General features: G+C 72.3%; 12 protein-coding genes and 1 riboswitch. Of the genes, 7 read left to right on the top strand and 5 right to left on the bottom strand.

Annotated features, from left to right (window positions below; all coding sequences use genetic code 11):
* Positions 1–156: 156 nt before the first annotated feature.
* Positions 157–918 (bottom strand): DUF5995 family protein, encoded by a 762-nt coding sequence (locus TU31_RS20515; RefSeq protein WP_275451841.1) that lies wholly within the window; start codon positions 916–918, stop codon positions 157–159.
* A 315-nt stretch (positions 919–1233) separates the two neighbouring features.
* On the opposite strand from TU31_RS20515, the gene TU31_RS20510 reads away from it, so the two are divergent.
* Positions 1234–2619, top strand: a complete 1386-nt coding sequence (locus tag TU31_RS20510) for a uracil-xanthine permease family protein (RefSeq protein ID WP_042156801.1) — start codon at positions 1234–1236, stop codon at positions 2617–2619.
* 65 nt (positions 2620–2684) lie between these two features.
* Here TU31_RS20510 and TU31_RS20505 read toward each other — a convergent pair whose 3' ends face one another.
* Positions 2685–3095, bottom strand: a complete 411-nt coding sequence (locus TU31_RS20505) for a RidA family protein (RefSeq protein WP_042156799.1) — start codon at positions 3093–3095, stop codon at positions 2685–2687.
* A gap of 182 nt (positions 3096–3277) precedes the next feature.
* A complete protein-coding gene (locus TU31_RS20500; protein ID WP_042156798.1) occupies positions 3278–3838 on the bottom strand; it encodes a cysteine hydrolase family protein in 561 nt (186 codons plus the stop codon).
* Positions 3839–4202: 364 nt separating this feature from the next.
* Between TU31_RS20500 and TU31_RS20495 the strand changes: the two genes are divergently transcribed.
* Positions 4203–4709, top strand: coding sequence for an acyl-CoA thioesterase (locus tag TU31_RS20495; RefSeq protein WP_042156796.1), 507 nt, complete (start codon positions 4203–4205; stop codon positions 4707–4709).
* 318 nt (positions 4710–5027) lie between these two features.
* Here TU31_RS20495 and TU31_RS20490 read toward each other — a convergent pair whose 3' ends face one another.
* The gene (locus TU31_RS20490) at positions 5028–6257 is read right to left on the bottom strand and encodes an MFS transporter (protein ID WP_042156794.1); all 1230 of its coding nucleotides are present in this window, start codon (positions 6255–6257) and stop codon (positions 5028–5030) included.
* Between the two features lie 70 nt (positions 6258–6327).
* Between TU31_RS20490 and TU31_RS20485 the strand changes: the two genes are divergently transcribed.
* Positions 6328–7731, top strand: a complete 1404-nt coding sequence (locus TU31_RS20485; RefSeq protein WP_042156791.1) for an ROK family transcriptional regulator — start codon at positions 6328–6330, stop codon at positions 7729–7731.
* A gap of 422 nt (positions 7732–8153) precedes the next feature.
* On the opposite strand, the gene TU31_RS20480 is transcribed toward TU31_RS20485, so the two are convergent.
* Entirely contained in the window at positions 8154–8936 is a 783-nt protein-coding gene (locus TU31_RS20480) for an SDR family oxidoreductase (RefSeq protein ID WP_042156789.1), read from the bottom strand.
* A gap of 172 nt (positions 8937–9108) precedes the next feature.
* Positions 9109–9239, top strand: a riboswitch (FMN riboswitch).
* Between the two features lie 152 nt (positions 9240–9391).
* On the opposite strand from TU31_RS20480, the gene ribD reads away from it, so the two are divergent.
* From ribD to TU31_RS20460, 4 genes are read left to right on the top strand one after another with little or no spacing between them, the layout of a single operon-like run.
* Positions 9392–10519: a bifunctional diaminohydroxyphosphoribosylaminopyrimidine deaminase/5-amino-6-(5-phosphoribosylamino)uracil reductase RibD gene (gene ribD, locus TU31_RS20475; RefSeq protein WP_042156788.1), complete on the top strand. Its 1128-nt coding sequence runs from the start codon at positions 9392–9394 to the stop codon at positions 10517–10519.
* Between the two features lies 1 nt (position 10520).
* Complete coding sequence (locus TU31_RS20470; RefSeq protein ID WP_042156786.1) at positions 10521–11165, top strand: riboflavin synthase; 645 nt, start codon at positions 10521–10523, stop codon at positions 11163–11165.
* Positions 11162–11815 carry a nicotinamide mononucleotide transporter family protein gene (locus tag TU31_RS20465; protein WP_042156784.1) on the top strand — a complete coding sequence of 218 codons (654 nt, stop codon included), beginning with the start codon at positions 11162–11164 and terminating at the stop codon, positions 11813–11815. The genes TU31_RS20470 and TU31_RS20465 overlap by 4 nt, the downstream gene beginning before the upstream one ends.
* On the top strand, positions 11812–13128 hold the full coding sequence (locus tag TU31_RS20460; protein WP_042156782.1) for a bifunctional 3,4-dihydroxy-2-butanone-4-phosphate synthase/GTP cyclohydrolase II: 1317 nt from the start codon (positions 11812–11814) through the stop codon (positions 13126–13128). Before TU31_RS20465 ends, TU31_RS20460 begins: the two co-directional genes overlap by 4 nt.
* Positions 13129–13131: the final 3 nt, after the last annotated feature.

Below are 13131 nucleotides of genomic sequence, written 5' to 3'. Positions count from 1 at the left end.
GTGGGTCACCCCGCGGTGATCCACTCCTGCGCCTTCGGCTCACCCCGCGGTGCGGTAGCCGCACCGTTCGCGGAAGCCTGCCTGCTCGTACGGCCGGAGCGCGGCGCGGCGGCGGCCCGTGCGGGGGTGGGACGGCGCCGATGGCCGGGGCCCGGATCAGCCCGGCAGCGGAGTCAGCAGCATCCGCCCGACCAGCCCCACCCCGGCGTCCAGCCGTTCGGTGAGCTCCTCCGTCACATCCGGCAGGCGGCGTACGCTCCACAGTGCCCGGGCCGCCACCCAGGCACCGTCCCTGGCCTTGTCCAGGCTCCATGACCCGATCAGATGCGTCAGCGGATCGGCGACGTCCAGCGCATCGGGGCCGGGCATCAGCAGCTCACGGATCCGCTCCTCCAGGCTCGTCAGCACTCCGCCGACCCGGTCGAAGTCGTGCTCCAGCGCCGCCGGTTCGCACTCCAGCGCCCGGCAGGTGTCCACTACGGCCAGTGCCAGATCGTGGCCGATGTGGGCGTTGATCCCGGCCAGTGCGAACTGGAGCGGACGCACCCCCGGGTGGCGGCGGAGCTGGAAGAGCGGCCGCCAGCAGGCCGGTGGCCGCAGTCCGGCGGCGGCGGCCTCCACCGCGTCGAAATAGCGCCGCGCGAAGCGGATGTCCAGCTCGCCGGTGGCCGCCGGAGCCTGGAACATACCGTCCCCGATGCGCCGTGCCACCGCTTCGGTGACGGCGAGATAGACCTCGTTGAAGACCGCCACCCCGTCATCGGCGGGCAGCCCCGCGGCCAGCGCCCGCATCCGGGCCAGCACCTCTGCCACACCCGTGTTCGCCACGGGCCCCGCGGCGGTCGGGGGGCGGGCGGTGGATTCCCCGGCCGGGTCCGTACGGCTGCCGGGACCGCCGTATTCCTGAGTTGTCGTCATCGACTCAGCGTGACAGTGGAATTGCGGATAGTGAGGTACGCCGGTCGGCGATGACCGAAACGGGGTAATCGGCGGCGCGCCCGCTTGTGGCGTGCCCTGCTCCGCCGCGCCCCGGAAACCGGCCGGTCAGCTCTTCTCGCACAGATTCCGGCGACCTCCGCATACCGCGGAATCCCCGCGCGGAGAGCGGCTGAAATACGTACCTCCCCCCAGCCGCCCGAAGGCCCCTCGCTTCAGTTTGTCCAGACGCAGTCGTTCGACTATGAATCACCTCGGCTCTGTGACGTGCAGGGCGTTGCAGAGTGGAGAGTGATCATGGCCGGCTTCGGGTGGAAACTGCATGGGGACGGGCGCCATCTGAAGCCCGGCGAGGTGGTCAGGCCCGGCGAACGCCTGACGTGGGGCCGGACGATCGCGCTCGGCGCCCAGCATGTGGTGTCGATGATCGGGGCGTGCTTCGTCGCCCCCGTGCTGATGGGGCTGGACCCCAGCCTTGCCCTGATGGCGTCGGGCGTCGCCACCGCGCTGTTCCTGGTGATGACCCGTGGACGCATCCCCAGCTACCTCGGCTCCTCGCTCTCCTTCGTGGGCGTCTCCGTCGTGATCGCGGGCCAGGGGGGCGACGCCGGCACCCTTACGGGCGCGATGCTTGTGGTGGGTGCCTGCCTGGCCGGCTGCGGCATCGCCATTCATGTCGTCGGGGCCCGGGTGATCCACGCGGTGCTCCCGCCGACCGTGACCGGCGCGGTCGTGATGCTGATCGGCTTCAACCTCGCCCCCGTCACGGCCTCCACGTACTGGCCCCAGGACCAGTGGACGGCCCTGGCGACGATGATGTTCACCGGACTCGCGCTCGTCGTGCTCCGGGGCTTCTGGTCGCGGATCGCCATTTTCCTGGGCCTGGTCTTCGGCTACGCACTGTCCTGGATTCTCGACCGCACCGTCGGAAAGATTCATTCCGTCAATGGCGCGGGCAAGCTCACGGACCACTGGCGCATCGACTTCTCCGGCGTCGAAAAGGCCGACTGGATCGGCGTTCCCACTTTTCACGCACCGAACTTCTCGGCCTCCGCGATCCTTGTCGCGCTGCCCGTCCTCATCGCGCTGATCGCGGAGAACGCCGGCCACATCAAGGCGGTCGGCGCCATGACCGGTGACCCCCTGGACGACAAAATGGGCATGGCCATCGTCGCCGACGGCACGGCGACCGTCCTGTCGACCGCGGTGGGCGGCCCCGCCACCACGACCTACGCCGAGAACATCGGCGTCATGGCGGCCACCAGGGTCTACTCCACCGCGGCCTACTGGGCGGCGGCCGGTTTCGCCCTGCTCTTCGGCCTGTGCCCGAAGTTCGGCGCGGTGGTGGCGGCGATCCCCGGCGGGGTGCTGGGCGGTATCACCGTCATCCTGTACGGCATGATCGGCCTGCTGGGAGCCCAGATCTGGGTGCGGAACAAGGTGGACTTCTCGGTCCCCCTGAACCTCATCCCCGCCGCGGCCGGGATCATCATCGCCATCGGCGGCGTCTCGCTGAAGTTCACCGACAACTTCGAACTCAGCGGCATCGCGCTGGGCACGCTCACCGTGCTCACCGGCTACCACTCCCTGCGCTGGCTCTCCAGCGCGGCGGGCCGGCCCCGCACACCACTCCTCGACGCCGGGACCAGCGAGTACGGGGAGCGTGGTGAGGGGGAGGGCTGATGCCGCCGCCGGCCGTCCTGCACGTTCAGGAGGGTCGGCCGTCCTGGCAACGACGTTCCGGCGGCTCAGGAATCGAGTACGGCGGCGACGGATTCGATCTCTACCAGCTGGTCGTGGTAGCCGAGCACGGTGACTCCCATCAACGTGCTGGGCACGTCATGGTCACCGAACGCGTCCCGGACCACCTCCCACGCCGTCACCAGGTCCTCCTGCCGGGTGGAAGCCACGAGGACGCGGGTGCTGATGACGTCGTGCAGTGACGCACCGGCGTCCGCCAGAGCGGTCCGCAGGTTCTCCACGGCCTTGGCGGCCTGCCCCGCGACGTCCCCGATCGCCGCGGTGGAGCCGTCCTCGTTCAGCGGACATGCACCGGCGAGGAAGATCAGCCGCGCCTCGGCCGGGGCTGTGGCCGCATAGGCGTACTCGGCAACGTCGGACAGCGATGCGGAGCGAATCAACGTGACGGCGCGTGGCACGGGCATTCCTTTCGCGGTGGATCCGGGACGCCCATGACCTTCTCAAGGATCGACTCCGCGTTCGACGCAATTTCCGGGGCGGGGGCGACCGCTCCGGTGGGCTCATCCTGCTCCGGGAAGGTCTCGCAGGCGGAGGCGATGCCGCCTGCGAGACCGCGCGAGGCCCGTGCGGTCTCCCGCTACTACGGCGCGATGGCCTGGACCCAGTCCTCGACGGCGACGACATCCGCCCACTGCGGGAACAGCCGCTCGGTGAGGAACTGGTGGACCTCGGGGTCGGTGTCGAGGCAGGCGTCCGCCAGGACGGTGAGGCCGAAGTCCTGGTCGTTGGCCTGGCACAGGGTGTGCAGCACCACGCCGCTGGTGGCGATGCCGGTGAGAACGAGGCTGTCGATGTCGCGAGCCCGGAGCACCACATCGAGGTCGCTGCCCGAGAACGCGCTCGCCCGCCTTTTGGTGACCACGATGTCGTCCTGCCGGGGCGCGACATCCCCGTGGATCGCCGTGCCGGGGGCGCCCTCGGTGAAGAGGCCGGCCTGCACGATGGCGTTGAGCACCTTGTTGCGAGGGTCGATGTCAGGATGGCCCGGCCGTAAGCCGATGACCACGTAGATCACGGGGATGCCCGCCGCCCGGGCACCGTCGATGGCTCTGCGCAGGCGCGGCAGATATCCGGAGCCGTCATCGGCGATATCGACGATGTCCTGTTGGACGTCCATCACGAGGAGGGCGCTGTTCGCCATGCTTGCTCACCGTCCGTTCCTGAGTGGGAGACGAGAGCAAGTCTGAGTCAAAGGCCGGGATGGGGTGGGGAATTGGGGGGACTCTCCGGGTGTCGTCGGCGTGCAGACCCGATGGGATTCCAAGGGGCCGGGGCGGCGCCGCACCCCTTCGGCCCATGCGGCCTCGGGGAGGCCGATCGCTCGCGGCTGATGCGTACGGTGGGAGGCCACTCGCGGTCCTCCGCTCCCTCCGGGTATCCCGGCGAACGGGCATTCTAAGCAGCCGCTTACCATTGCCCCGGCTCGCCATGCGGGCCTCACCCGCCCCTACAGCACCATTCGCACCAACAGCGCCGGCAGCGCGAGAACACCAGGAGCACCTTTCGTGAGCGTCGAACCCCTTCAGGCCAGCACCGTCCCGTACGGCGAACTGGTGCCCGTCACCGTCCACTTCGACGACCTCGACGCGCTCGGCATGCTCCACAACTCCCGCTACCCGCTGCTCGCCGAGCGCGCCTGGGCGGAGTACTGGCACGGTCAGGGCTTCACCTTCGACGGTGACTGGGCCGCCGCGGGCGATATGTGCAACGTCATCAAGGAGATGAAGGTCTCCTACGAGCGCCCGATTACCCGGCCCGGCCGCTACGCGGCGCACCTCTGGGTCGAACGCCTCGGACGTACCGGCCTCACCTACGGCTTCCGGCTCTGCTCGGCCGACGGCACCGAGACCTTCGCCCAGGGCCACAGGGTGCTCGTCCGCGTCGACGCGCAGACGCTGCGCCCCACCCCGTGGTCCGACCGCGCCCGCGCCATCGCCGGCCGGCTGCTCCGGCCGGAGGCCGTGGACACGGGCACCGAGACGGGCAGGGAGGCGGAGGCGGAGGCGGCCTGAGCCTCGCCGGGCCGTGGGTGGGCGCTCCTGCCCGGGGTGCTTCCGTCGACCGCGAGGCCCGGCCGGTGCCGCCGGCCCACACAGGCTGATCGCCGACGGCGGCCCACACAGACTGATCGCCGATGGCGGCCCACACAGGCTGACCGCCGACGCCGGCACGCACAGGCTGATCGCCGCTGGCGGCACACGCAGGCTGATCGCTGCCGACGGCACACGCCGGCCGTCGGCGAGTCGTTGCTCAGCCCCTCCGTGCCGGCCGGCCGTCGTGCCCGGCACTCACGACCTCCCCGCCCGCCCCCCGTGCTCACCACCCGCCGCTCAAGACTTCTCCAGTTCCCCAGCCACCGCCGGAGCGCTCCCCGACGCCGTACGACTCGGCATCCCCAGCACCCGCGCGCCCGCCACCAGCCCGCATGCCAGCGTCGTGACCAGCATGAACGACACCGGCAGCGAGGTCGCTTGGGCCAGGCCGCCGATCGCGGACGGGGCGATGAGGCCGGAGGTGTAGGTGATCGTGGCGACGCCCGCGATCGCCTGGCTGGGGGCGGGGCCGCTGCGCGCGGCGGCCGCGAAGGCCAGCGGGACCACCACCGCGATGCCGAGGCCCATCAGGCCGAACCCGCCCATCGCCATGGCCGGATGCCGCGCCGTGACGATCAGCAGACCGCCGGCCGTGGCCAGTACGCCACCGGCCCGCACCGTACGCACCGCACCGAACCGGGCCACCACCTTGTCCCCGGCCAGCCGCGCGACCGTCATCGTGCAGGCGAAGGCGGTCGTCGAGGCGGCCGCCAGGCCCGCGTCGGTGCCCAGTTCGTCGCGGAGGTAGACCGCCGACCAGTCCAGGCCGGCGCCCTCGGCGAACACCGCGCAGAACCCTATGGCCCCGATGATCAGCGCCGACCTCGGCGGCAGCGCGAAGCGCGGCGGCGGATGCTCCTCGGGGGTGCTGCGCAGATCCAGTACGCCCCGGCAGGCGAGCGCGCCGAGCAGGGTCAACACGAGGGCGGCGCCGGCCAGATGGAGCCGGGCGTCCCAGCCGGCGTGCGCGGCGACGGTGCCGGCCGCCGAGCCGAGCAGGGCGCCCGCGCTCCACATCCCGTGCAGCCCCGACATGATCGGTTTGCCGAGCCGGTCCTCGGTCTCCACGCCCAGCGCGTTCATTGCGACGTCCGACATCCCGGAGGCCGCGCCGTACATCAGCAGCGCCGGGAACAGGGCGTAGAGGCCGGGGGAGAGGGCGGGCAGGATCAGCGACAGGGTCCACAGGGCGAGCAGGCCGCGGAGCGCGGTGCGGGCGCCGAAGCGGTGGCTGATCCGGCCGGCCAGCGGCATCGCCAGGGACGCGCCGATCGCGGGGAAGGCGAGCGCCAGACCGAGTTGGCCCGGTGAGATGGCGGTGTGGTCCTGGATCCAGGGGATGCGGGTCGCAAAGTTTCCGGTGACCGAGCCGTGGATGAGGAACACGGCGGCAACGGACCGGCGCGCCCGGCGCAGCTCGGTGCGGGGGAGTGGGTTGGCGCCGTCGGGGACGCTGATGCCAGCCATGCGCGGTAAATTATCAGGAACCCTGCCTGATAATAAGGGGGTTGGTCCGACCGAATGAAAGAATCCCGCCATGCATGCACCGCGCGCGGCAGCGGCCGGCCGCACCGCCTCCCCGACCACGGCACGGTTGATCAACGATCGGCTCGCGCTCCAACTCCTCCAGTCCGAGGGTCCCTTGACGGCAGGTCAGCTCAAGTCGCTGACCGGACTGTCCCGGCCGACCGTGGCGGATCTCGTCGAACGTCTCCAGGAGGCCGGGCTGATCGCCGTGGTCGGCGAGAGCGGTGCGCAGCGGCGCGGGCCCAATGCCCGGCTCTACGGGATCGTCGCCGACCGGGCCCATCTCGTCGGCCTCGATCTGCGGACGCACAGCATCACCGTCGCGGTCGCCGACCTCCTCGGCCGGGTACGCACCGAGCACACCGTCGCCATCGGCCCGGACGGTACCCCCGATACGGCCGTCGCCACCGCCCTCGCCGCCGTGGACAAGGCGCTCGCCACGGCGGGCGCACACGCGCCGCACACCATCGCCGTCGGCGCGCCCGGCCTGGTCGACCCCGCCACCGGGCGGCTCGCCGGCACCGACTGGACCTCGTCCTGGCACGTCGGACTGGTCGGCGCGCTGCGCGCACGCACGGGCGTAACGGTCCTGCTGGAGAACGAGGTCAATCTCGCCGCCATCGCGGAGCAGCGCCACGGCGCGGCCGGCGACCGCGACACTTTCGTCCTGCTCTGGCTCGGCCATGGGACCGGCGCCGCCGTGGTCCTGGACGGCGCGCTGCGGCGCGGCGCCTCGGGCGGCACCGGCGAGATCGGCTTTCTGCCGGTCCCCGGCACCGGCGCGCTGCCCTCCGCGAGCGGCTGCGACGGCGGCTTCCACTCCCTGGCCGGCTCCGCCGCGATCTGCGCCCTCGCGGCGGAACACGGTCTGTCGCCCGGGGACGCCACCCGGCCGGCGGACGGAGTGAACGACCCGTCGCCCGGGAATGCCGCCGGGTCGGAAGGGACGAACGAGCCGTCGTCCGGCAATGCCGCCGGGGCCGACGGGGCGAACGAGCCGTCGTCCCGCAATGCCGCCGGGGCCGACGGGATGCACGAGCCAACGCCCGGCGCCGAGGCCACCGACGGCCCGCCCGCCGAGTCCCTCGTCCGGGCCGCCGTGGCCGCCGGCGACGCCGGTGCCGCCTTCCTCGATGCGCTGGCCGCACGGATCGCCCTCGGCGTGGCGGCCGTGAGCGCCGTACTCGACCCCGGGTGTGTCGTGCTCGGCGGTGAGGTCGGCCGCGGCGGCGGCGCCGAGCTCGCCGACCGGGTCACCGGTCATCTGGCCCGGCTCTCCCCGCTGCGTACCGACGTACGCGCCGGGGCGGTGGGCGGACGGGCGGTACTGCTCGGCGCGGTGCTCGCCGCACGGGACGCCGCCCAGAACGACCTGTTCGGAGCCGCGGGCCCGGAGGCGGTGCCTCGACCCTGAGGCGTCCCTTCAGGGGGGTGGGAACAGATCCCGTAGGGGGTACGGGCGCCCCTTGCGGGCCACAACGTGCCGGGGGGTGGGCGTATTCCCGGATGAGGAGAGTCAGGCCAGGGGGCCGGGGGGATTCCCGGACGAGAGTCAGGCCGGGGTGGTCCCGATGAGCACCGAGGCAAGGGTGCCGACGAGCGCCGGGGGCAAGGATGTTCCCGACGAGCCCCGGGGACAACGGTGTTCCCGACGGGCGCGGGCGCCGGAGCGGGACGAGGACTCCCGGCAGCGGCCGACGCGCGAACGGGCGGGACGAGGACTCCCGACAGCGGCCGGCACGCGAACGGGCGGGACGAGGACTCCCGCCAGCCGCCGGCACCCGAACGGGCGGGACGAGGGCTCGCGCCAGCGCCCGGCACGCGAACGGGCCTGTCTCAGCCGCCCATTGGGTCCCCGCCCACCCGCTCCGCCAGGAACTCCGCGTAAGTCCGCCGGCCCTCGGCATGCTCCGGTGTCAGGTTTTCGCCCCGGCGCAGTGCGGCGGCGGTGGGGCCCGGTAGCCGGAGCGGCATCAGGAGACGGTGCCGTCCGCCCGCCTCCAGTGTGGTCCGTACGAGCTCCCGGGCGGTCAGTACCTCGGGGCCGCCCAGGTCCGGGACCCGGCCGGCCGGTGGGGCGGCTGCCAACTCCGCGAGGCGGGCGGCGACTTCGCGTACTTCGACCGGCTGGACCCGTACCCCGGTCGGTACCGGCAGTACCGGAGACCGGGCGCCCGCCTTGATGAGCTGGAGCACCAGATGGTGGAACTGCGTGGTGCGCAGCACCGTCCAGCCGATGCCGGAGTCCTCGATCAGCCGCTCCACGGCGAGCTTGGTGCGGTAGTAGCCGAGCGGCACCCGGTCCACCCCGACGATCGAGATGTACACCAGGTGCGGGACGCCCGCCGCCTTCGCCGCCTGGACGAGCCGGCCGGCCGCCTCCATGTCGCCGCCGGCCGGTGTCGTGGCGCAGTGCACGATCGCGTCCACACCCGACAGCGCCTCGGGAAGCCCCGTGCCGTCGCGCAGATCGACCGCGTACGACTGCGGCCGGGGGCGCTCCGCGCCGGTGTGCGGACGCCGGCTCAGTGACCGGACGTCATGGCCGTCGTCGAGCAGCCGGTGCACCAGGGGCCGCCCGAGTGTGCCCGTGCCGCCGGTCACCAGAATTGTCGCCATCGCGGATCAGTCCTTGAGAGGAGAAGGGACGGTGCGTCCCCGCTATGACGCCTTACGCACGCCGTGTGTGACACGGGCGGCGCGCCGGGGGCTGTGAGGCAGCCCACAGGGCTTCGCTCGCATGGGCCACGACCCGGCGTGGCACACTGAAGCTGTACTGACATAAAAGCAGCAGCGCACTCCGGGGTCGGTGTAATTCCGAACCGGCGGTAACAGTCCGCGACCCGTCCGCAGCCAGCGGCCGGTTGAGCAGGTGAAATTCCTGCACCGACGGTGAAAGTCCGGATGGGAGGCAGTGCGCGGCGGGCGAGCTTCGGTACACCGCCGTCGGCGGCGCGTCCGGCTGTTTCCCGGACGGTCCGCGTATTTCCGGCCGCGGTGTTCCCGTGGCGTCGTTTCCGCTTCTGTCGTCCAGACAGCCCCGGAGTCCGTGCCCTGAGAGGCAGGAGGACCCGGTGGCCACCGCAGCCCCCGTCGAGATCGCGGCGATGCGCCGAGCCATTGAGCTCGCCGCGCGCGGGCTCGGGCACACCAGCCCCAACCCCGTGGTCGGCTGCGTCGTCCTCGACTCCGCCGGCCGGACGGCGGGCGAGGGCTGGCATCAGCGGGCCGGCGGGCCGCACGCCGAGATCCATGCCCTGCGTGCCGCGGGCGAACGAGCCCGGGGCGGCACCGCACTGGTCACCCTCGAACCCTGCAACCACACCGGCCGCACCGGCCCCTGCGCCCAGGCGCTGATCGACGCCGGCATCGCCCGCGTCGTCTACGCCGTCTCCGACCCCAACCCGACCGCCACCGGCGGCGCCGTCACCCTGGCCGAGGCCGGGATCGACGTCGAGGGCGGACTGCTCGCCGACGAGGCCGCCGCCGGCAACGAGGCCTGGCTGACCTCGGTGCTGCGCCGCCGCCCCTTCGTGCTGTGGAAGTACGCCGCGACCCTCGACGGCCGGATCGCCGCCGAGGACGGCACCAGCCGCTGGATCAGCTCGCCCCAGTCGCGGGCCGATGTGCACCGGCTGCGCGCCGCCGCGGACGCCGTGATCGTCGGCTCCGGCACCGCCCGCGCCGACGACCCGCAGCTCGGCGCCCGGATCAGCGGGCTGTCCGACGACGAGATCAGCCAGCCGCTACGGGTCGTCGTCGACTCCGGCGCCACCGCCGTCAAGGCCGGTGCCCGCGTGCTGGACGGCACCGCGCCCACCCTCATCGCGGTCGCCGAGGACGCCGACACCGGCCACCTCGAAGGGCTCGCCCCGATCGTCCGGCTGCCGCGCGCCGCCGACGGGCGCGGACTGCACATCCCCGCACTGCTCCAGGCGCTGTACGAGCGCGAGGTGCGCTCCGTGCTGCTCGAAGGGGGCCCCACGCTCGCCGGTGCCTTCCTCGCCGCCCAAGCCGTCGACAAGGTCGTCGGCTACCTCGCGCCGGTACTGCTCGGCGCCGGACCGGCCGCCGTCGGCGACGCCGGAATCACCACCATCGCCCAGGCGTTGCGGCTCGACGTGACCGACACCGAACGGCTCGGCCCCGACCTGCGCATCACCGCCACTCCCATCCGCCACGCCCTCCACGAGGAGAACTGAAGTGTTCACCGGAATCGTCGAAGAGCTGGGTGCGGTCGTCGCCGTGGAGAACCTCGGTGACGCCTCCCGGTTCCGGCTCCGCGGGCCCGTCGTCACCGAGGACGCCAAGCACGGTGACTCGATCGCCGTCAACGGCGTCTGTCTGACCGTCGTGGACACCGCCGACGGTGAATTCACCGCCGATGTGATGGCCGAGACCCTCAACCGCTCCAGCCTCGGCGCGCTGGCCGCCGGCTCGCGGGTCAACCTGGAGCGCCCGATGGCGCTCGGCGGGCGGCTCGGCGGGCACCTCGTCCAGGGCCATGTCGACGGCACCGGCACGATCCTCGAACGCACCCCCGGCGAACACTGGGAGATCGTCAAGATCGCGCTGCCGGCCGCGCTGTCCCGCTACGTCGTCGAGAAGGGCTCGATCACCGTCGACGGTGTCAGCCTCACCGTCGTCGACGCGGCGGACGACTACTTCACCATCAGCCTCATTCCCACCACCCTCGCCCTGACCACGCTGGGCATCAAGAAGGCCGGCGATCCCGTCAACCTGGAGGTCGACGTCCTCGCCAAGTACGTCGAGCGGCTGCTCGGGCGAGGTGCCGGCACCGGCGCGGACCTCAGGGACCTTGCGGAGATCAAGGAGATGGACCGGTGAGCGTCCTCGACACGCTGAACGGCGAGGCCTTCACGGCCTTCGGGCAGCACGTCATCTGGTCGGACATGATCGGCAACACCATCGGTCTGGCCGCGCTGGCGCTCGGCTGGCGGCGCTCCCTCTGGACCTGGCCCGCCCAGCTCCTCTCCGGTGTCGTCCTCGTCGCCGCCTACGCCTCCGCCCATCTCAGCGGCGGCGTCGGCAAGCAACTGCTCGTCATCGGCGTGGCGTTGTGGGGCTGGCGGCAGTGGCAGCGCGGCCGGCAGCAGGCCCAGGACGGCTCCATCGCCGTACGCTTCGCCGGCTGGCGCGAGCGCGGCCTGCTGCTCGGCGGCACCGCCGTCGGCACCGCGGCCGTCGGCACCCTCTTCACCCTGATCCCGCAGCTGTCCTGGAACCCCTGGCCGGACGCCTACATCTTCGTCGGCACGCTCGCCGCGATGGTCGCCCAGGCCCGCGGACTGGTCGAGTTCTGGTTCGCCTGGCTGCTGGTCGACATCGTCGGCGTCCCGCTCGCCTTCAGCAGCGGGCTCGCCTTCTCCGGCCTTGTCTACGTCGTCTATCTCGCCCTCGTCGTGTGGGGACTGCGCGACTGGTGGCTGCGCTCGCGTGCGAGCGGCCGCCCCGTCCTGGAAGGAGCAGCGGCATGACCGCACTGCAGAGCTGGTACGACGAGGACGCCGCGGCCCTGGCGCTGGACCCCGTCGCGCAGGCCATCGCCGATATCGCCGCCGGCCGCCCCGTGGTCGTCGTCGACGACGAGAACCGCGAGAACGAGGGCGACCTCGTCATCGCCGCGGAGAAGGCCACCCCCGAGATCATCGCGTTCATGATGAGCGAGTGCCGCGGGCTGATCTGCGCCCCCATGGAGGGCCCGGAGCTGGACCGGCTGGAACTCCCGCAGATGGTCGAGCACAACACCGAGTCGATGCGGACCGCCTTCACCGTCTCCGTCGACGCCACCGCCGCGCACGGCGTGACCACCGGCATCTCCGCCGCCGACCGCGCCACCACCCTGCGGCTGCTCGCCGCCGGGGAATCGACCGCCGGTGACTTCGTCCGGCCCGGCCACATCTTCCCGCTGCGCGCCCGGCCCGGCGGTGTGCTGGTCCGCAACGGCCACACCGAGGCCGGGGTCGACCTCGCCCGGCTGGCCGGACTGCGCCCGGCCGCCGCCATCGTGGAGATCGCCGGTGAGGACGGCACGATGCTGCGGCTGCCCGAGCTGGTGCCGTTCGCCCGTAAGCACGGACTGTCGATCATCTCCATCGAGGACCTGATCGCCTACCGGCAGTCGTCCGAGCCCACCGTCCGCCGCGAGGCCGAGACCCGGCTGCCCACCGCCCACGGCGAGTTCACCGCCTACGGCTACCGCTCCACCGTCGACGGCGTCGAGCACATCGCGCTGGTCGCCGGGGAGCTCGGCGACGGCGAGGACGTCCTGGTCAGGGTGCACTCCGAATGCCTGACCGGCGATATCTTCCACTCGCTGCGCTGCGACTGCGGCCCCCAGCTGGAGGCCTCGCAGCGGCGGATCGCCGAGGCCGGACGCGGTGTGGTGATCTACCTCCGCGGCCACGAGGGACGCGGTATCGGCCTGCTGTCCAAGCTGCGCGCCTACGAACTCCAGGAGCGCGGCCGGGACACCCTCGACGCCAACCTCGAACTGGGGCTGCCCGCCGACTCCCGCGACTACGCGGCCGGCGCCCAGATGCTCCAGGACCTCGGGGTGCGCTCGGTGCGCCTGATGACCAACAACCCCGAGAAGACCGCCGCCCTGGTACAGCACGGCCTGCGGGTCTCCGGCCGGGAGGCGATGCCGGTCCAGGCCGGGGAACACAATCTGCGGTATCTGCGCACCAAGCGGGACCGGATGGGGCACGACCTGCCCTGGCTGGACCCCGGCGCCAACGGAGCGGCCCACACCGGGCCCGCCTCCGCCACCACCTGCGACAACCAGTAGCCA

The organism is Streptomyces lydicamycinicus, from assembly GCF_000829715.2.
Classification (GTDB): Bacteria; Actinomycetota; Actinomycetes; order Streptomycetales; family Streptomycetaceae; genus Streptomyces; species Streptomyces lydicamycinicus.
This window is presented reverse-complemented; position numbering and strand designations above follow the sequence as displayed.